We start from the raw sequence: 18,156 nt of genomic DNA, 5'->3' as shown, positions 1-18,156 counted from the left end.
ATCTGCGCGTGAAAAAATTCAATTATCTCAATGACTCATGAAGTCGCGCAAAAAAAATCGCGAGTCCATTCTGTCCGCATCCGGAGACCGCGCGCGAACACTCGCGGAATGTCACGCAGCGGAATCAGTACAATGCCGCCGCGTCATTCAAATGCGCGCTGTTTCGCGTCTTACCGCAGGCCGTATCTCCAACCCGAACCGAATCCCGATCAGGGTTCATGCAGCCACGGTTCAGTGGCAGGCTGCGCCCGCCTGTCACGGAACCGTATGTAACCCTTTCTAATCGAATACGATCTGCGGGGCAGCCCGGTCCGGCGCGGCAGCGGCCTGTTCGATCGCCTCAAACACCTTTGCGCCGATGTTCCTGTAGACCGCGGCAACCTCACTATCGGGATCTGAAACGACGACTGGCGTGCCGGCGTCGGACGTTTCGCGGATTTTCATGGTCAGCGGGATTTCACCCAGGAACGGCACACCGAGCCTTTCCGCTTCCGCGCGCGCGCCGCCATGGCCGAAGATGTCATGCCGTCCGCCGCAATCCGGGCAAAGAAAATAACTCATGTTCTCGATGATCCCGAGAACAGGCACATCGACGCGCCTGAACATGTTCAGACCCTTGCGGGCGTCTATCAGTGCAAGATCCTGGGGCGTCGAAACAATCACGGCACCGGCAAGCGGAACCTGCTGGGCCATGGTCAGCTGGGCATCCCCCGTGCCCGGAGGCATATCCACCACGAGGACGTCCAGTTCTCCCCAGGCGACTTCCCGCAACATCTGCGTCAGGGCGGAAATGACCATCGGCCCGCGCCAGATCATCGGCGTTTCCTCTTCCACAAGGAAGCCCATGGACATAACCTTGACGCCGTAGCTTTCCAGCGGCTTCATCAGCCTGCCGGAGACCTGTTCCGGACGGCCCGACACCTTGAACAGACGCGGGATGGACGGGCCATAGATGTCGGCGTCCAGAACACCGACCTTCCGGCCGTTCGCCGCTATCGCCAGCGCCAGGTTGGCGGTGGTCGTCGATTTGCCGACACCGCCCTTGCCCGAGGCGACGGCGATGATATGGCGGATTCCCGGAACGCCGGGTTTGGCCGGGGCTTTTTCCTCGGGAGCCGGTTGCGGCCTGGCGGGACGTGGAGCCGGCGCCTGAGCGGGACTGGGGCCGGTTCCGGGTGCCCGTTCAGCCGTCAGCGCCACCATCGCGTTTTCCACGCCATCGACTTCCCTGACGACTTTTTCCGCCGCCTGCCGCAAAGGTTCCAGTTCGTGCGCCCGTTCAGCCGGAACGGTTATGGAAAACGCCACGCGGCCATCGGACACGAACACTTCCGACACCAGGCCCAGCGAAACGATATCGCCCTCGAGATCCGGTCCCTTTATCTGCGCCAGGCGTTCAAGGACTGCGGTTTTTATGCTGTCGCTCATATTTCATCCCGTTGAATTCACCGGCTTGCGCGGACAAGCCCCTCGATCCGGTTTCCCGCCATATACCGAGATCGCCATCGATGCGATCTGTCAAAAGGCAGCGGGCGATCGAATTCCTGCTCGCATTGTTGGACTTTCACGGAATTTCCGACACATGGCACAGGAAGACAAGCCGTTCTTCTCACATCTGTCAAAGGCTTGTTTCGGCACCGCCCGGTTTGAACAGGTTGCCATTTCAATCACATTGTCAGGTTTTGAGATAGGGACAATGTTTGTCTTGCGCGCCGTTTTTCGCAGGCTACCTTTACAAGTCAGGTCCATCCTCCGGCAGCGCCGGAAAACTCCCCGTGTCAAGGACACCCGCATGCCCACATGCCTTATCACCGCGACAAACCGCGGGATCGGATTTGAATTGGCCCGTGCCGCGCTTGAAAGAGGCTGGACGGTGTTCGGATCCGTCCGCTCCGGCGAGGCGGCCCGGGAAACGGCCAATAAACTCGGCACCGGATACGAACCGCTGATCTTCGATGTCAGGGACCGCAAGGCCCTCGCGGACGCGGCGGCCGCACTGTCCGCAAGTCTGGATCTTCTGATCAACAATGCCGGGATCATCGGGCCGTCTCGCCAAACTCCGACCGACATGGATTTCGACGGATTTGCCGAAACGCTTTCCGTCAACACGCTCGCGCCCCTTGCCGTGTCTCAAGCCTTTCTGCCACATCTGAGATCGTCCGGTATGGCCAAAATACTGACAATATCGAGCCAGATGGCCTGGATGGGCTACCGGAAGTCCGACACTCTCGCCTATCGGGCCTCGAAAGCGGCGGTGAACAAGGTCATGCAGGGACTTGCCACCGCGCTTGAACAGGAAGGCATACCCGTGGCGCTGATCGATCCCGGCTGGGTGCAAACCGATATGGGCGGTCCCGCCGCCGACACGCCTCCGGCCGACGTGGCGGACGGCGTCATGAAGATCGCCGAGACCCTGACCCTTTCCGGCACGGGCAGGTTCTTCAAGTGGACAGGTGAAGAGCGGCCCTTCTAGGGTCTCTTTTCACGGCGAAACAAATGGAAGCAGATAGGATGTTCATTCCTGAAGTGCCGGAGCATCCTGTCCAGATGATTACAGTTGGAGAAAACGCATGAACTGGCCTCTTCCCGTCACCCTGACCGGAACCTATGCGATCCTCGCGCCGCTATCCAAGGCGCATGGCCCGGATCTGGCGGAAGCCGCCGCCGAGGGAGACCTTTGGAAGGCCTGGTACACATCCATTCCCAAGCCAAGCGCCGTTCCGGCGGAAATCGACCGGCGCCTCGACCTTCAGGAAAAGGGCTCCATGCTTGCCTTCGCGGTGCTGACACCGAACGGCAAGGCAGTCGGCATGACGACCTACATGAATATCGACCCGGTGCATAAACGGATTGAGATCGGCTCCACATGGTACCGCAAGGCGGTTCAGCGCACGCGCGTGAACACCGAATGCAAACGCATGCTGCTGGCCCATGCCTTTGAAGACCTCGACTGCATCGCGGTCGAATTCCGCACGCATTTCATGAACCGTCAGAGCCGCGCCGCCATCGAGCGGCTGGGGGCGAAACTCGACGGGGTCCTGCGCTCACATCAGCGCACGGCAGACGGTGCCCTAAGGGACACCGCGGTCTATTCGATCTTGCCGCATGAATGGCCGGCCGTGAAAGCCGGTCTGGATTTCAGGCTGGAGGAAAACCGCTGAGGCGCACTTCCGGCTGACGAAGAGTATTCGTAGTTTTACACAGCTTTCTTTGCCTGATGGAAGGTCGATAAAGCACAGGTTTTCCAAGAATCAAGAAACACTCGCGTTCCCTTGCGGGAAATGCTTCCAAATTGATTTTAATTTTAAGCAAATGTGAGGGATTGGCGCGCAGGCTGGATACATCGGCTCAAGGATGAACATGCCATGGAACTCTACCGCGCCTGCTACCGAAGCAAGATCAGATGGGACAAAATGCGCTTGCCCCTGCCTGACGAGATCGACAAGACGCTGCTGCGCATCCGCCGCATCAACCGCAAGGCCGGCGTCACCGGAGCCTTGCTGCTTGTCGACCAGCATATCGTCCAGGTTCTGGAAGGCCGGCCGGGCCAGGTGCTCGACACGGTCTATTGTGTCATGAACGATCCGCGTCTTCACGCGATCGAGGGCATCGTTCACGAACCGGCCGAGTTCAGGTTGTTCCCGAACTCGCTGATGTTCTTCCGCGACCTGACCGACGGCATCGCCGCCTCGCAGCATGCCGTGCTTCGTCCGCTTCTGGATCATCCCGGCGACGTGACCCGCGATGAAGCCTATCTGGCGTTCGGCCATTTTGCCACGGAACTGCTGGAAGGCCGGCTGACCAACGACATGCTGATGATCTGACCAGGGACGGACGCAAGCCGGTTCGGGAATGATCCGGCAGCAAGAAAGTTGCGGGAAAAGATCCAATCGATCCGATTTCCCGGTTTGAATACCTGTTCCGTTTGCCGACAACGCGGATATTGTGTGCCCGTTTTCAAAGGATGCACACATGTCATTTCGGCCACCTGCCATCCAGTCGTTGTCAGCCGGATTGCTTGCCGCCATCGTCGGCTTTGCAAGTTCCTTCGCCATCGTGATCCAGGGACTGGCAGCCTCCGGGGCAAATGCGGCGGAAGCGACCAGCGGCCTGATGGCGCTGTCCCTGTCGATGGGACTATGTGCCATCGTGGCGTCCTTGAAGACGCGAATTCCCGTAAGCATAGCCTGGTCCACGCCGGGAGCCGCGCTTCTGGCTTCGGCAGGCGCGCCTGAAGGCGGTTTCGCCGCCGCCGTTGGCGCCTTTATCGTCTGTGCCGTGCTGATTGTGCTTGCCGGACTGATACGCCCATTCGGCAGAGCTGTGGCCGCCATTCCGGCGCCGCTTGCCAACGCCATGCTGGCCGGCGTCCTGTTCGGACTGTGCCTCGCGCCGGTGCGGGCCGTCGCGGAACTGCCGGTGAGCGGCCTTGCAATCATCGCGACATGGGCGGTGGCCTTCCGGTTCGCCCGGCTTTATGCCGTGCCGCTGGCGATGATCATGACCTTCGCGATCGCCCTCTATATCAGCGGCCCTATCGACCTTTCGTCGGCTGAGCTGATCAGTTCACCGATCCTGATCACGCCGGTGTTTTCTCTCGAAGCGATGGTCAGCATCGCTCTTCCCCTTTTCATCGTCACCATGGCCTCGCAGAACATTCCCGGGATCGCGGTTCTGAGGGCCTATGGCTATCAGCCAAACAGCGGCGCGCTTTTCACTCTGTCCGGCGTTTTCAGTCTCCTGTCCGCCCCCTTTGGTGGGCATGCGGTCAATCTGGCCGCGATCACGGCGGCCATGTGCGCCGGAGAGGATGCGCACAAGGACCCAGGCCAGCGCTACTGGGCGGCCGCGGCAGCGGGAGCCGTCTATATCCTTTTCGGCCTGTTTGCCGGGCTGGTGATGACCTTTGTCGCCGCGACACCTTCAATCCTGATCGAGGCGGTCGCGGGCCTTGCCCTGTTGAGCGCCTTTGCATTTTCCATCGGAGAGGCCACCAAAGCGGCTGGCACACGGGACAGTGCGATCATCACCTTCGCCGTCACTGCCTCCGGCGTCAGTTTCTTCGGTGTCTCGGGAGCCTTCTGGGGCCTTCTTGCCGGAGGTGCGTTCATGGCGCTGACAAAGGCCTGTTCGGACACCTGACGCCTTGCCTTCGGGCGATGGACCCTGCAGGAACGATTTGCGATCAAGCGGTTCAGTTCGAATGCAAATCACTCTAGGGTACGGACCCATAAAATTGTACTTTCAGGCATCAATCCGACAAAGTAGAGCAAGGAAAAGCCTGAAGAGCCATGCTGGTGCATGGAGCAAAGGCTTTGACGCGGCTCTTCGCAGCCGGATTGATGTCCTTCGGATCGTTCAGAAAGCGATTGTCTCCGGCGTTGCAAAATCTTGAAAACCAAAAAGGTTTCCTGCGATCTTGCGCCTTGGCGCCAATCATTTTCTGAACGACCTGAAAGCATAATTTTATGAGTCCACACCCTAGGCTGAGGTCCTGTCGGGACGGCAAGATGTGCAAAGGAGACTATCGGCGGCATGAAGACGGAGCACGGGGTGTTGAGTGCGGACCGGGTCCTCGGGTGTATTCTTGCCGGAGGACAGTCCCGCCGCATGGGCGGCGGCGACAAGAGCCTGATGGACCTCGGCGGCAAGACGATGCTGGACATGGTTGTCGAGCGGTTCAAACAGCAGGTCCCGGAAATCATTCTGAACGCAAATGGCGATCCGGACCGCTTTTCGCCTTTCGATCTGCCGGTCGTTGCAGATCCTGTCGGTGAATTTGCCGGACCTCTCGCCGGAATCCTCGCGGGGCTGACCTACGCCAAACAGAACAGACCGGGCATCACCCACGTCGTGTCGGTTGCCGGAGACACGCCGTTTTTCCCCTTTACGCTGGTGAACCGCCTGTGTTCCGCCGTCCCCGCCCGGGAACCGGTCATCGCCCTTGCCTCTTCTTCCGACCGGCTGCATCCCGTTTTCGGCCTGTGGCCGGTTGCTCTCTACGAGGATCTTCACGACTGGCTGACGAGCGGCCAAAGCGGAAAGGTGCTCGCCTTCGTCGACCGTCATGACAGCGTGGAAGTCTCGTTCAGCGCCGACCCGGCGACCGGTCTGGACCCCTTTTTCAACGCAAACAGACCTGAAGACCTTGCGAAGGTTCAGGAAGCAATGAGCCCCAGGTGACGATGAACGACACACCCGTTTTCGGCATTACCGGCTGGAAAAATTCCGGCAAGACCGGGCTTGTGACCCGTCTGGTGGCGGAATTCACCCGCCGGGGCTTCAAGGTTTCGACGGTCAAGCATGCCCATCATGATTTCGATATCGACAGGCCCGGCGCCGACAGTTACCGGCACCGGGAATCAGGCGCGCATGAAGTTGCCCTGGTTTCAGGCCGCCGCTGGGCCCTGATGCATGAACTGCGGGGGGACGACGAACCGCCGCTGGAGGATATTCTTGCCCGCATCGCCCCGTGCGATCTCATCCTGATCGAAGGATACAAGCGCGAAGCCCATCCGAAGATCGAAGCCCGGCGCAGTGCATCGGGTGACCGGGAGCCGCTTTCGGTCTCCGATCCGAACATCGTGGCAATTGCCGCCGACCACACCGTGCCGGATGAGACATTGCCGGTCTTCCATCTCGACGACGTGGAGGAAATGGCGGATTTCATCCAGGCTCATCTCGACCTGAAAAGACCCGTCCCATGACCGGCCCCCACCTTCTCGACGACTGTTTCGCTCATGGCAAGGAGATGCTCCTTCACCTTGAAGCCCTGGCACTCCTCAAGGAGCGGGTTTCAGCGGTTACAACCGCGGAAACCGTGCCGCTTGAAATGGCACTGGAGCGCATCCTCGCCGAAGACATCACGGCTCCGCGCGACGTCCCGCTGGCCGATAATTCCGCCGTGGACGGCTATGCTTTCCGCCATTCCGATTTCGACGAAGTCGGGGGATTTTTCCGGCTTCAGCAAAGGATCGCCGCCGGTCATGCCAGCGATGACCTACTGGCGCCGCGATCCACCGCACGGATTTTCACCGGTGCGGTCATGCCGCCGGGCGCCGACACGATTGCCATGCAGGAGGATTGCGAGACCCACCGGCAGGACGGGCAGGATTTCGTCGTTGTGCCGCAGGGATTGAGAAAAGGCGCCAATTGCCGCAAGGCAGGCGAAGATATCGCGCAAGGGACCACGATTCTGGAAGCCGGTCACCGGTTGCGTCCACAGGACCTGGCCGCGATTGCTTCGACCGGCACGGCCGACGTCAGCGTCTTCGGCAAACTCAAGGTGGCGCTGGTTTCGACAGGCGATGAATTGCGCCGGCCTGGAGACCTGATTGCGCTTGGCGACGTCTATGACGCCAACCATTTTCTGCTGCGGGGGCTGTGCGCCGGTCTTCCGGTCGAAGCCGAAGACCTGGGGATCGTCAGGGACGACGCGTCTGTGGTCGAAGCCGCGCTGAGCGAAGCGTCAGGCCGCTTCGATGTGGTGCTGACCACCGGGGGAGCGAGCCGTGGAGAAGAGGATCATATCCACAAGGCCCTGGACCGGCTGGGAAAACGCCACATGTGGCAGCTTGCGGTCAAGCCCGGCCGGCCCATGATGTTCGGCAAGATAGGCGCTTGCACTATTCTGGGCCTTCCCGGCAATCCGGTCGCGGCCATGGTCAGTTTCCTGCTTTACGCCCGGCCCGTCATCAGCGTGATGGCGGGAGGCGCTTTCCTCGAACCGCAGCGGTTTCAGATACCGGCGGGTTTCGAAGTTGCGAACAAGAAACCGGACAGGCGGGAGTTTTACCGGGGCTATCTGGATAATGACGGTAACGGCCGACCCGTCGTCCGGAAATTCGGGCGCGACGGGTCCGGCCTGATCACGGGATTGCGCGAGGCGGATGGCCTGATCGAAATTCCCGAAGACATCCGGACCGTCAGGAAAGGTGATCCGGTGACTTTCCTGCCCTTTGCCGGTTTCGGCATTCGTTAGTCCGTGTCGCGTTGTGAGCGGCATTCCGCCTGCGGCAATCAGACTTCGTCCACGTCCACCACCCAGGTCTCCTTCAGGGCATCCGCCTCCCAGGCCTGCCAGGCAGGTGTCGACGTCATCACGTCGCTGTAGCGGCGGAAAACCGGGTCATCGGAAAGGCAATAGGTTGCGAACCGGCTGACAACCGGCGCGAACATGGCATCGGCGACGGTGAAATCGCCGAACAGGAACGGCCCGCCAGATTCTTCCAGGGTTTCGCTCCAGATTTGCACGATCCGGGCAACATCCGCCTTGACGCCTTCGTTGACCGCGAGTTTCTCGACCGGACGGCGCATGTTCATGGGGCAGGCACTGCGCAGGTCAACGAACCCGGAATGCATTTCCGCCGAAACGGCTTTCGCCCTGGCCCGGGCGGTCAGTTCTTCCGGCCACAAGCCCTTTTCAGGATAGACCTCGGCCGCATATTCCAAAATGGCGAAACTGTCCCAGACCGTCAGGTCACCGTCCTTCAGCACCGGTACCTTCATGTTCGGCGAAAAGGCGGCAAACTTGGGGTTGCCCCGCGCGAAATCGAAGGGCACCAGATGTTCCTTGAATGGAATTCCTTTCTGTTTCAGTGCGATCCACGGCCTGAACGACCAGGAAGAGTAGTTTTTGTTACCGATGAACAGTTCGAACTCTGCCATTTGATGCCCCTGTGATAGGAAGTCCGGCGCGTTTTCGTCCCGTTGGGAAGGACTTGCGTGCGGTTGGTAATCCTACGGAGTTATACGCACAGCAACAAATTCAATAAGTTCATGTATATCAAGAAAAATTTTGATGAATATGCAGGAAGCGAGGTGGATTCCCCCGGAATCTTTCGGCGAGAGGCGTCCCGATAAAAACAATCAGGCATTTCAAAAGCCGTGCCCCGCTCGCTAACTCAGGTTCTCCAGATCGGGCAGAGTGCCAGACACGCCCCCCCCTCTCGCCAAAGTCCGTTTCCTCTACATTGCAGCAGATTTTCACAGCCTGCCGATGCCTTCCCTTTCGACACGCACGTGCAGGACGCAAAAAAACACACATCCACGCTGTGTTTTTTTCTAGGCATGCTTGAAATTTAGGCCGAAGTGTATGGAATAGGGTTATCGGGCAACAAGGCGGGAGGAACCCGCCTGCGCCGCGAAGAAAATAATAGGGGAACCAAATATGCGTGTATTGCGGATTGCTGCGGCCGCTGTTGCAGTTCTGGCTGCCATTGGCGGCGCCGAGGCGAAAGACTGGTCCAAGGTGCGCATCGGCACCGAAGGCGCCTATCCTCCCTTCAACTCTCTGACAGCCGATGGCGAACTGATCGGCTTCGATGTCGACATCGCCAAGGCGCTTTGCGAAGAGATGAAGGTCGAGTGCGAATTCGTCACCCAGGATTGGGATGGCATGATCCCGGCTCTTCAGGCCGGTAAGTTCGATGCCGTCATCGCCTCCATGTCGATCACCGAAGAGCGCAAGCAGAAGGTCGACTTCACCAACAAATACTACAACACCCCGCCGGCAATCGCCGTGCCGAAGGACTCGAAAATCGCCGGCACCTCCGACGCCGACCTCAAGGGCGTCGCCCTTGGCGCCCAGTCCTCCACGACGCACTCCAACTACGCCGAAGAGAAGCTGCCCTCAGCGGATCTGAAGCTTTATCCGACACCTGACGAGTACAAGCTGGATGTTGCCAGCGGCCGTATCGACGGTGTGATCGACGACGTCGTGGTGCTTTCCGACTGGCTGGCGACCGATGACGGCGCCTGCTGCAAGCTGCTCGGCACGCTCACCCCGGATCCGGTCATCAACGGTGAAGGCGCGGGTATCGCCATCCGCAAGGACGACGGCGACCTCAAGGAGATGTTCAACACGGCTATCGAAGGCATCCTGGCCAATGGCAAGTACCAGGAAATCAGCGACAAGTACTTCACCTTCGACGTCTACGGCGGCTGATCAGTCCGCAGGATATATTTAAAACGCGGCGTGCGACCTGCACGCCGCGCCCTGACCAGTCAGACTTTAAGCATGAATAGCCTTTCCTGCCTTTGCGTGGTCCAGGCGACTGCAGGATGGTTTTACTGGCTGTAGGGTGGTCGATCCAACAAACACGAATAAGAAAGAAGCGCCGGCTTATGGATGAAGCTCTGACGCTGCTGTCCTTTGGAGGACAAGGCTGGGGCGATGAAATCGCACGCGGCCTGCTCATCACGGTTTCCCTGGCCCTGGCTTCTCTGCCCTTCGGCCTGTTGCTCGGCTTTCTGGTCGCGCTTGCGAAAAATTCCCAGGAACCGAGCCTCAAATTATCGGCGAATATCTACACCACGATCTTTCGCGGATTGCCGGAACTTCTGACCCTGTTTCTAGTCTACTACGGTGTCCAGACCGCGATCCGCGAAGGTCTGAAGCTCCTAGGAAACGACACCTATGTCGAGGTGAATTCCTTCGTCGCGGGAATGGTGGCCTTGTCGCTGGTGTTTTCTTCTTACGCCTCCGAAGCCTTTCTGTCGGCATTTCGCGGCATACCGCTCGGGCAATATGAAGGCGGCTTCGCACTCGGACTTACGCGCAAGAAGACCATGGCGTTTATCATCTTTCCGCAGTTGATACGGCTTGCCCTGCCCGCCCTCGGAAATCTTTGGCTGATCCTGTTGAAAGAAACAGCTCTCGTTTCGGTCATTGGCCTCGACGATCTTCTCCGAATGTCCGGAGTGGCAGCGGGAAATACAAAAGAGCCCTTTCTGTTTTTCGGCATTGCCTGCCTGCTCTACCTGATCCTGGCCATGATTTCTTCTGCGGGACTGACCAGGATCGAACACTGGTCGAAGCGGGGAGAGTTGCTCAAATGACGACTCACGATCAGCAAGCCCTCCTGAAGCCGCCTCCGTTGGCAAAACGCCCTTGGTCAACCGCCAGAATTGCCGGTCATGTCCTCGTGGCGCTCTGGGCGATCGCATTCGGTTATCTGATAATCTACCTGCTCGGAAACCTCGAAAAGCCTATCTTGGAATTTCTGTTGCCGTATCTCAGTGGCAGTTGGAGCGAATATGCGTTGCGGCGCCTGGAAACCCATGAATTCGACAGTTTCATGGGCCGCTACGTCAAACAATACATCAGCGGTTTTCTTGTTACGCTGCAGATAGTCAGCCTGTCCTTGCTGATTGGCGCGGCTCTTTCCCTCCCACTGGCAATGGCCCGTGCTTCCAAATGGAAACTCCTTTCAGTACCCGCATATGCATATGTCTATTTTTTTCGCGGCACGCCCCTGCTGGCCCAAACCTTTCTCATCTATTATGGCTTCGGTTCGTTCCGGCCGGAGCTGCAATCCCTCGGGCTATGGTGGTTCTTCCGCGATGCGTTCTACTGCATTTTATTCGCATTCGCGCTGAACACATCCGCCTATCAGGCGGAAATCCTTCGCGGCGCGGTTCAGAACATATCGAGGGGCCAATGGGAAGGCGCTGCCGCGCTCGGCCTTTCAAGACCGGTAACGTTTTTCAAGGTTATCCTTCCTCAAGCGCTGATGGTCGCGCTTCGCCCCTATGGCAATGAGATCATCCTGATGATCAAGGGTTCCGCGATTGCCTCCATCGTCACCATCTTCGACCTTATGGGTGAAACGAGACGGGCCTATTCGCGCTCCTACGATTTCCAGGCTTATATCTGGGCTGCAGTGGTCTACCTCATGATGGTGGAGGTTCTCCGCCGGATCTGGGACCGGATCGAGTTACGTCTCACCCGTCATCTGAAACGGTAATCCATCGCCGTTTTCCGCCTTCCTCGCGCCTTTCAACCGGATCATCCATCATGTCCAAGACATCCCCGTCCGCTCCTGATCTTCATGTCGACAGTCTGCTCGCCCATGGCGGCGGCGGTTTCGATCTGGCAACCGGCGCGGTTGTGCCCCCAATCCAGACGGCGACGACCTTCGTGCGGGACGAATCTTATGAACTTCGCAATCCCGGCCACCTCTACAGCCGCGACGACAACGACCTTTTCGTCAAGACCGAAGGCCTGATCGCGGCGCTAGAGGGCGGCGCCGAAAGCCGCCTGTTCGCTTCCGGCATGGCGGCAATCGCCGCCATTGCCCGCACGGTCAGACCCGGCGGTACGCTGCTTGCCCAGTCCGGAATTTACTGGGGCACCACGCTTTTCCTGCGCAAGCTCTGCGCGCGCAGCAACGTTGCCCTTGTCGAAACCGAGGCCAGTGAGCTTGAGATCTTCCTGGAGGAAATTTCGGTGACAAAGCCGGATCTTGTCTGGCTGGAAGTGCCAAGCAATCCGTTTTTGAAAGTCGCCGATATCCGGAGCATAGCCGCCCGCTGCAAAGAAATGGGCGCGGTTTTGTGTGTCGATGCCACCGCCGCGACGCCGTTGATCCTGAAGCCGCTGAACCTTGGCGCGGATCTGGTGATGCATTCGGCCACCAAGGCCCTCAACGGCCATTCCGATCTTCTCGGCGGGGTCGTGACCACCGCCGATGCGGACAGCGAGGCCTGGGCATTCGTCCGCGAAGAACGCAAGCTGGCGGGTGCCGTGCTCGGGTCCTTCGAGACCTGGCTCCTGTTGCGTGGCCTCAGAACCTTGTCGCTGCGCGTCGAGCGCATGAATGACAACGCCCGCAAGCTGGCGGCGTTTCTGGACGGGCACCCGAAAGTCGAGACAGTCCTCTACCCCGGACTTGCCAGCCATCCGCAGCACGAACTTGCCAAATCCATGATGACCGGCGGTTTCGGATCGCTGCTATCGGCGCAGATCAACGGTGGCAAGGGAGAAGCCCTGAAGGTCGCGGGCGCGCTCGACCTGTTCCAGAGGGCAACCTCGCTCGGCGGAACCGAAAGCCTTGTCGAACACCGCTTCACGATCGAGGGAGAAGGCTCCGGCATTCCTGAAAACCTGCTGCGGATTTCCGTCGGCATCGAGCATATCGACGATCTGATCGCCGATCTCGATCAGGCGCTGTCGGTGATCTGAAGGCCTGTCAGCAGTCCGTCAGATCCGGTCGCAAGGTTCGCAACCAGCTCATGAAGGCCTTCAGGGGCGGGCGTTTGACACCGTGCCGTGTCACCAGATGATAGCCGGTTCCCGGATAAACGCCCTCTTCGAACAAGACCTTCAGATTTCCGGTGGCAATATCGGCTTCGAGAAACATTTTAGCGGTCGCTGAAATGCCTTCGCCCCTGCGGACCCCTTCGAGCACCATGTAACCCGGCATATGGGTGATATTGAGCTTGCAGCACGGAACCACCCCCTGACGTTCCATCCACATCGTCAGTTCGTTTGTGCCATATTCGGAAAGCCACGGAAACTCGAGGATGTCTTCCGGCTTCTCAATGCGTTTGTCTCCTATCAGGCAACTTGCGCCGACTACGGCGAAATTCGTGCAGATGAAGAGCTCCGACTCAAGGCCGGGCCAGTCTCCCTTGCCGAAGCGGACCGCCAGATCGACGCCGCCAGGTTTCAATTCGACCACCTCCGCAGTCGGGTTGAGCATGAGTTCGATATCCGGATGCTTGAGGCGGAAATCGTTGATGCGCGGCATCAGCCAGCTGATGGCGAAGGACGGCGTCACTGTGATGTTGAGCGGGCGTGAGATGTCCTCTCGCAGCAATTCTTCAACCGTTTCCACGATCGCCTCGAAGCCACGGCTCAGTCCTTCAAAGAGCTGTTCGCCTTCCGGAGACAGCGCGATCCCGCGCCCTTCCCTCATGACAAGCTGCAGCCCGAGAAAGTTTTCGAGGCTCTTCACCTGCTGACTGACGGCCGCATGCGTCACATTCAGCTCGCGCCCCGCGGCGGAGAGATTTCTGGTCTCCGCGACGGCTGCAAAGGTCTTCAAACTGTTGAGCGAAGGCAGGGAACGCCAATCCATCTGTAATCTCACCTTACATTTCGGAAATCTTCCTGACTGGATTCAAAGACAGGATACAGCCACATTCTTGTCAAGCACACCAGAAAGGAATGTAAGGCCATGTTGGATATTTACGCACGAAGCTTTCAGGAAGCAACCCGCTTTTCCGCAAGCACCCGTCCCGACCCGGTCACTCAGCGACGCCTTGAAGCCGTATCAGGCAATGGAAACGGATCCCTTGTCGGCTGGCTGCGCCGTTTCGTCCGGCTTCTGGCCCTGAGAGACTGATCCGGACCTACGCCTCACCGGCTGACAGACCGCACCGAATGTCCTAAAACCAAGACGAACAACTTATTCAACGGCCCGGTGTTCACCGGGCCTTCTTTTGAAAAGGGAGCGTCTTGATGGCAAAGGTTGCATTCATCGGTTTGGGAGTCATGGGTTTTCCGATGGCAGGCCACCTGAAAGCCAAAGGAGGCCATGACGTTACGGTCTATAACCGCACCACAGCCAAGGCGGAAAAATGGGCGAAGCAATTTGGCGGCGGCTTTGCCGAAACACCGAAGGATGCCGCGGAAGGTTGCGACTTCGTTTTCTCCTGCGTCGGCAATGACGACGACCTGCGCACCGTCACCACCGGTGCGGACGGTGCATTTCACGGCCTGAAGCAAGGCGCGGTATTCGTCGATAACACCACGGCGTCAGCCGAAGTCGCCCGCGAGCTCTATGCGGCTGCCAGGGACAAGGGTTGCGGATTTGTCGATGCCCCGGTTTCCGGTGGACAGGCAGGTGCCGAAAACGGTGCGTTGACCGTCATGTGCGGCGGTGACCAGGACACTTTCGACAAGGCGAAGCCGGTTATAGAATGCTTTGCCAAATTCGTCGGGCTGATGGGGGAAAGCGGCGCGGGACAGTTGACCAAGATGGTCAACCAGATCTGCATCGCGGGTGTTCTTCAAGGACTTTCCGAAGCCATTCACTTCGCCAAAAAGGCGGATCTGGATGTCGAGCGCGTCATTTCGGCGATCCGTGGTGGCGCGGCACAGTCCTGGCAAATGGAAAACCGCTGGGAAACGATGAACGAGGGCAAGTTCGACTACGGCTTTGCCGTCGACTGGATGCGCAAGGATCTCGGCATCTGCCTGAAGACAGCAAATGATACCGGCGCCCGCCTGCCGGTCACGGCACTGGTCGATCAGTTCTATGCCGAGGTTCAGGCGATGGGCGGCAAGCGCTGGGACACCTCCAGCCTGATTGCCCGGCTGGAGAATGCCGACAAGAAATAATCCTGCCGGCCGCCTTGCCCATCGCTGCTCTTTACTGCCCGGAAGCTTCCCTGGCGATCTCATCGAGCAGCGCATTGACATCGGCAATGGCGGCCCTGGACTCCTTAGAGCCGGAGGCGGAAAGCTGGCGGAAACCAACCGTGACCTTGCCGGCAGCGTCCGGCGTTTCATAGACAAACAGGGTGTAAGGACAATAGGCGATATTCGCCGCGTCCGCTTCCATTGCCTTTCTCGACAGGTTGGCCGAGCAGAACAGCATCGCCTGGGCATTGGAGAAAATCTGCTTATTGCCGCCGACATCCTCCCCCGTCCGGGCGAGCATATCGCCGATATGCGAGACGTAGTCGATTACGAGACCGCGGTTGACGATGGCGTTTTCCAAGTCAAAGCGAATATCGTCGAAGGCACCTTCGATTTCATACGCGGTCACCCCTTCAGGAATGCTTTGGGCTGTTGAGACCGATGTTACGCCGGTCATCAAAGCGGCTCCCAGGAAAAGTGTCTGAACGATCTTCCCGAATTTTTCCAGCATGCGATGTCCTCCCTTGATGCTGCCTCAAGGATACGCTTCCTGCAGCCGGGAGCAATTGACATATCGCATTTCTTGCATATTTCACAATTGACCGCGTTTTCGCGGATCGCCGCGCAGGTAAAAGTCAGGCAGAGCTAAACCTCCACCTCGACCGTGCCGATCGGATTGGAGCAGCAGGCGAGGATGTAGCCGGCTTCGACATCGTCCTCGCTGATGCCACCGGAATGAACCATATGCACGTCGCCGGACAGCTTCTTGATCCGGCAGGTTCCGCAAACGCCGAAGGTGCAGCCGGAGGGAATGTTGAGGCCCGCACCCTTGGCAACCGCCAGAACCGTATCTGTCTGCGAGCACCATGCCGAGACTTTCGAGCCTGCGAAAACAATCTGCGCCTGGACGTCCTCCTGCGGCACGACGTCGTCGAATTCGGTCAATTCCGCGTTGGTTTCCGCAGGAGCCTGGAAGCTTTCCTGATGATAGCGGTCCATGTCGTAGCCCAGCGCGTTCAGGATCTCGCGCACGGCATCCATGAACCCGTCCGGACCGCAGCAATAGACCTCCCGTTCCAGATAGTCGGCGCACATGAGACCAAGCATCAACTGGTTGAAACGGCCGCGATACCCGGTCCAGACCTCGTAAGGATCGCTCTTGCTCACGACGAAATGCAATTGAAGCCCGCTCACACGGCTCGCCATGTATTCCAGCTTCTTGCGGAAGATGAGATCGGCCGGGCGGTTGGCGCATTGAATGAAGCAGATATCGGGGTCTTCACCACGTTCAAACAGGGTCGTTGCCATGGACATCATCGGCGTGACGCCGGACCCCGCCGAGACAAAAAGGTATTTGCCGTCCGGATTGACGGGCAGATGGAACAGCCCCGCCGGTCCGAAAGCCCGGACCCGCATTCCGGGCACCAGATGGTCCAGCATCCACCTGGTGCCGATACTTCCCTGCTGGGCCTTAACGGTCACGGAGATATAGGCATTCGATACCGGTGAAGAGGAGAGCGTATAGGTCCGCTGCACATTGCCGCCGGGAACCGGCAAGTCCAGGGTAATGAACTGGCCGGCCTTGTAGAGGAAGGTTGCGCCGGAGGGCGGTCGAAAGGTGAAGGTCCTCACATCGGGCGCTTCCGGCAGCACGCTGACGCATTCCAGGATTTCGCTATCGGTCCAGACAGGCGTTTCGCGCCCGGGCATCGGGATCATGTCTCTACTCCGCCGCCACGCGGAAGCGGCGGATCAGTCTCTTTTCAAGCGCGCGCGCATACCAGTCGATGAACTGAATGACGCCGCTTTCCTGGGTCGCGGAATAGGGACCGGGTTCATAGGCGGGTGAATTGATACCGATCTGGTTTTCCTCAACGATCCGCCGGTCCTCGTCGTTTGTGTGTATCCAGACCTCGGTCAGGCGCTCCAGATCGTAATCGACACCCTCTTCGGCATCCTTGTGCACCAGCCAGGTGGTGGTGACTTCGGTCTCCATCGGTCCGACGGGCAGCATGCGGAATGTCAGAACCTGGTCGGACAGGAAGTGGTTCCAGGTATTGGGAAAGTGGAAGAACAGGCAGGACCCGGCATTGTCGAACGGAACGGAGCCGACACGCCTTGAGACCGCGGCCGTGCCGTCCATCGTGTAGCTGACCGCATTGCCGAGGAACGGAATGCGCACGAACCGCCATTGTTCGGACGGAGAAATCATGAATTTCGCCGGCAGACCGGCTTTTTCGCAGCGCTCCACATGCGCCTTGCCGACATTGGATGTCGCCGCGTCGTCACCACCAACCAGGTACGGGTCATCGGGGAAGGTGCGGCACAGGGACGGATGGGAACCGGAGCAATGATAACATTCCCGGTTGTTCTCCATCACCAGCTTCCAGTTGGCTTTCTCGATGATGGTCGAGCTATGGGCAACCTTCAGTCCGGCCAGGTCATGCGGGCCGAAATACCGGGCGGCCTGTGTCTGCAGTTCGGCGGTATCGGGCGCGACATCGGCAAGACAGATAAAGACCATGCCGGACAGGTTCGTACAGTGGACAGGTTTCAGTCCGTGCTCATCCGGCTTGAAATCCGGCCCCATCTCGCGCGCGAAGAGCAGCTTGCCGTCAAGCTCGTATGTCCACTGGTGGTAGGGGCAGACAAGCTTCGGCGCGGAGCCCTTGGTGGCGGAGCAGATGCGGCTGCCGCGGTGACGGCAGGAATTGTGGAATGCGCGGATGGCGCCGTCCGCCCCCCGGACGATGATGACCGAATAGGCGCCTATCTGCAGCGTGATGTAGTTCCCGGATTTGGGAAGCTCCGCCGAGGGCGCGGCGAAGATCCATTCGCTGTGCCAGATGTTTTTCATATCCGACTGAAAGATATCCCCGTCGGTATAAAAGGCCTGCGGCAGGGAATACCCTGGCCGGCGGCCCATCAGGAGGGAGAGAACATCTGCATCGCTTAGCATGGGGACACATCCTATCCAGCCGACTCTTGCGGCTCAATTCAAGACCGGA

At 59.0% G+C, this 18,156-nt stretch carries 19 protein-coding genes; 13 read left to right on the top strand and 6 right to left on the bottom strand.

What is annotated here, in order from left to right; all coding sequences use genetic code 11:
- Positions 1-279: 279 nt before the first annotated feature.
- Entirely contained in the window at positions 280-1,428 is a 1,149-nt protein-coding gene (gene apbC / locus CLV41_RS20645) for an iron-sulfur cluster carrier protein ApbC (RefSeq protein ID WP_103224320.1), read from the bottom strand.
- A 364-nt stretch (positions 1,429-1,792) separates the two neighbouring features.
- Between apbC and CLV41_RS20640 the strand changes: the two genes are divergently transcribed.
- The 7 genes from CLV41_RS20640 (at position 1,793) to CLV41_RS20610 (ending at position 7,981) form a co-directional block, all read left to right on the top strand.
- Positions 1,793-2,473: an SDR family NAD(P)-dependent oxidoreductase gene (locus tag CLV41_RS20640; RefSeq protein ID WP_103224319.1), complete on the top strand. Its 681-nt coding sequence runs from the start codon at positions 1,793-1,795 to the stop codon at positions 2,471-2,473.
- Between the two features lie 97 nt (positions 2,474-2,570).
- Positions 2,571-3,161: a GNAT family N-acetyltransferase gene (locus CLV41_RS20635; RefSeq protein ID WP_103224318.1), complete on the top strand. Its 591-nt coding sequence runs from the start codon at positions 2,571-2,573 to the stop codon at positions 3,159-3,161.
- Between the two features lie 204 nt (positions 3,162-3,365).
- Positions 3,366-3,824, top strand: a complete 459-nt coding sequence (locus tag CLV41_RS20630; RefSeq protein ID WP_103224317.1) for a BLUF domain-containing protein — start codon at positions 3,366-3,368, stop codon at positions 3,822-3,824.
- 148 nt (positions 3,825-3,972) lie between these two features.
- Entirely contained in the window at positions 3,973-5,142 is a 1,170-nt protein-coding gene (locus CLV41_RS20625; protein WP_103224316.1) for a benzoate/H(+) symporter BenE family transporter, read from the top strand.
- A 393-nt stretch (positions 5,143-5,535) separates the two neighbouring features.
- Positions 5,536-6,183, top strand: coding sequence for a molybdenum cofactor guanylyltransferase MobA (mobA, locus tag CLV41_RS20620; protein WP_103224315.1), 648 nt, complete (start codon positions 5,536-5,538; stop codon positions 6,181-6,183).
- Between the two features lie 2 nt (positions 6,184-6,185).
- Positions 6,186-6,707: a molybdopterin-guanine dinucleotide biosynthesis protein B gene (gene mobB, locus CLV41_RS20615; protein ID WP_103224314.1), complete on the top strand. Its 522-nt coding sequence runs from the start codon at positions 6,186-6,188 to the stop codon at positions 6,705-6,707.
- Complete coding sequence (locus tag CLV41_RS20610) at positions 6,704-7,981, top strand: molybdopterin molybdotransferase MoeA (protein ID WP_103224313.1); 1,278 nt, start codon at positions 6,704-6,706, stop codon at positions 7,979-7,981. Before mobB ends, CLV41_RS20610 begins: the two co-directional genes overlap by 4 nt.
- 38 nt (positions 7,982-8,019) lie before the next feature.
- Here the strand turns inward: CLV41_RS20610 and CLV41_RS20605 are convergent, their stop codons facing one another.
- On the bottom strand, positions 8,020-8,667 hold the full coding sequence (locus CLV41_RS20605) for a glutathione S-transferase family protein (protein ID WP_103224312.1): 648 nt from the start codon (positions 8,665-8,667) through the stop codon (positions 8,020-8,022).
- Between the two features lie 502 nt (positions 8,668-9,169).
- Between CLV41_RS20605 and CLV41_RS20600 the strand changes: the two genes are divergently transcribed.
- From CLV41_RS20600 to CLV41_RS20585, 4 genes are all read left to right on the top strand, one after another.
- The gene (locus CLV41_RS20600; RefSeq protein WP_103224311.1) at positions 9,170-9,946 is read left to right on the top strand and encodes an ABC transporter substrate-binding protein; all 777 of its coding nucleotides are present in this window, start codon (positions 9,170-9,172) and stop codon (positions 9,944-9,946) included.
- A gap of 179 nt (positions 9,947-10,125) precedes the next feature.
- Positions 10,126-10,839: an ABC transporter permease gene (locus tag CLV41_RS20595; RefSeq protein ID WP_103224310.1), complete on the top strand. Its 714-nt coding sequence runs from the start codon at positions 10,126-10,128 to the stop codon at positions 10,837-10,839.
- Complete coding sequence (locus tag CLV41_RS20590) at positions 10,836-11,747, top strand: ABC transporter permease (protein WP_103224309.1); 912 nt, start codon at positions 10,836-10,838, stop codon at positions 11,745-11,747. Before CLV41_RS20595 ends, CLV41_RS20590 begins: the two co-directional genes overlap by 4 nt.
- Positions 11,748-11,797: 50 nt before the next feature.
- Positions 11,798-12,964, top strand: coding sequence for a trans-sulfuration enzyme family protein (locus CLV41_RS20585; RefSeq protein ID WP_103224308.1), 1,167 nt, complete (start codon positions 11,798-11,800; stop codon positions 12,962-12,964).
- A gap of 7 nt (positions 12,965-12,971) precedes the next feature.
- On the opposite strand, the gene CLV41_RS20580 is transcribed toward CLV41_RS20585, so the two are convergent.
- Positions 12,972-13,862 carry a LysR family transcriptional regulator gene (locus CLV41_RS20580; protein ID WP_103224307.1) on the bottom strand — a complete coding sequence of 297 codons (891 nt, stop codon included), beginning with the start codon at positions 13,860-13,862 and terminating at the stop codon, positions 12,972-12,974.
- A gap of 99 nt (positions 13,863-13,961) precedes the next feature.
- Here CLV41_RS20580 and CLV41_RS27850 point away from each other — a divergent pair, with 99 nt between their 5' ends.
- Entirely contained in the window at positions 13,962-14,129 is a 168-nt protein-coding gene (locus CLV41_RS27850) for a hypothetical protein (RefSeq protein WP_170107268.1), read from the top strand.
- Positions 14,130-14,245: 116 nt separating this feature from the next.
- A complete protein-coding gene (locus CLV41_RS20575) occupies positions 14,246-15,127 on the top strand; it encodes an NAD(P)-dependent oxidoreductase (RefSeq protein WP_103224306.1) in 882 nt (293 codons plus the stop codon).
- 31 nt (positions 15,128-15,158) lie between these two features.
- On the opposite strand, the gene CLV41_RS20570 is transcribed toward CLV41_RS20575, so the two are convergent.
- The 3 genes from CLV41_RS20570 to CLV41_RS20560 all read right to left on the bottom strand — a co-directional run bounded on the left by CLV41_RS20570 (position 15,159) and on the right by CLV41_RS20560 (position 18,107).
- Entirely contained in the window at positions 15,159-15,659 is a 501-nt protein-coding gene (locus tag CLV41_RS20570) for a DUF302 domain-containing protein (RefSeq protein ID WP_103224305.1), read from the bottom strand.
- Positions 15,660-15,793: 134 nt separating this feature from the next.
- Positions 15,794-16,867 (bottom strand): hybrid-cluster NAD(P)-dependent oxidoreductase, encoded by a 1,074-nt coding sequence (locus CLV41_RS20565; protein ID WP_103224304.1) that lies wholly within the window; start codon positions 16,865-16,867, stop codon positions 15,794-15,796.
- 4 nt (positions 16,868-16,871) lie between these two features.
- Positions 16,872-18,107 carry an aromatic ring-hydroxylating oxygenase subunit alpha gene (locus CLV41_RS20560; protein WP_103224303.1) on the bottom strand — a complete coding sequence of 412 codons (1,236 nt, stop codon included), beginning with the start codon at positions 18,105-18,107 and terminating at the stop codon, positions 16,872-16,874.
- Between the last annotated feature and the right edge of the window lie 49 nt (positions 18,108-18,156).

Source organism: Roseibium marinum (genome assembly GCF_002906165.1).
GTDB classification, from domain to species: domain Bacteria; phylum Pseudomonadota; class Alphaproteobacteria; order Rhizobiales; family Stappiaceae; genus Roseibium; species Roseibium marinum.
The sequence above is the reverse complement of the archived record's forward strand: the minus strand, read 5'-3'. Positions and strand labels throughout refer to the sequence as shown.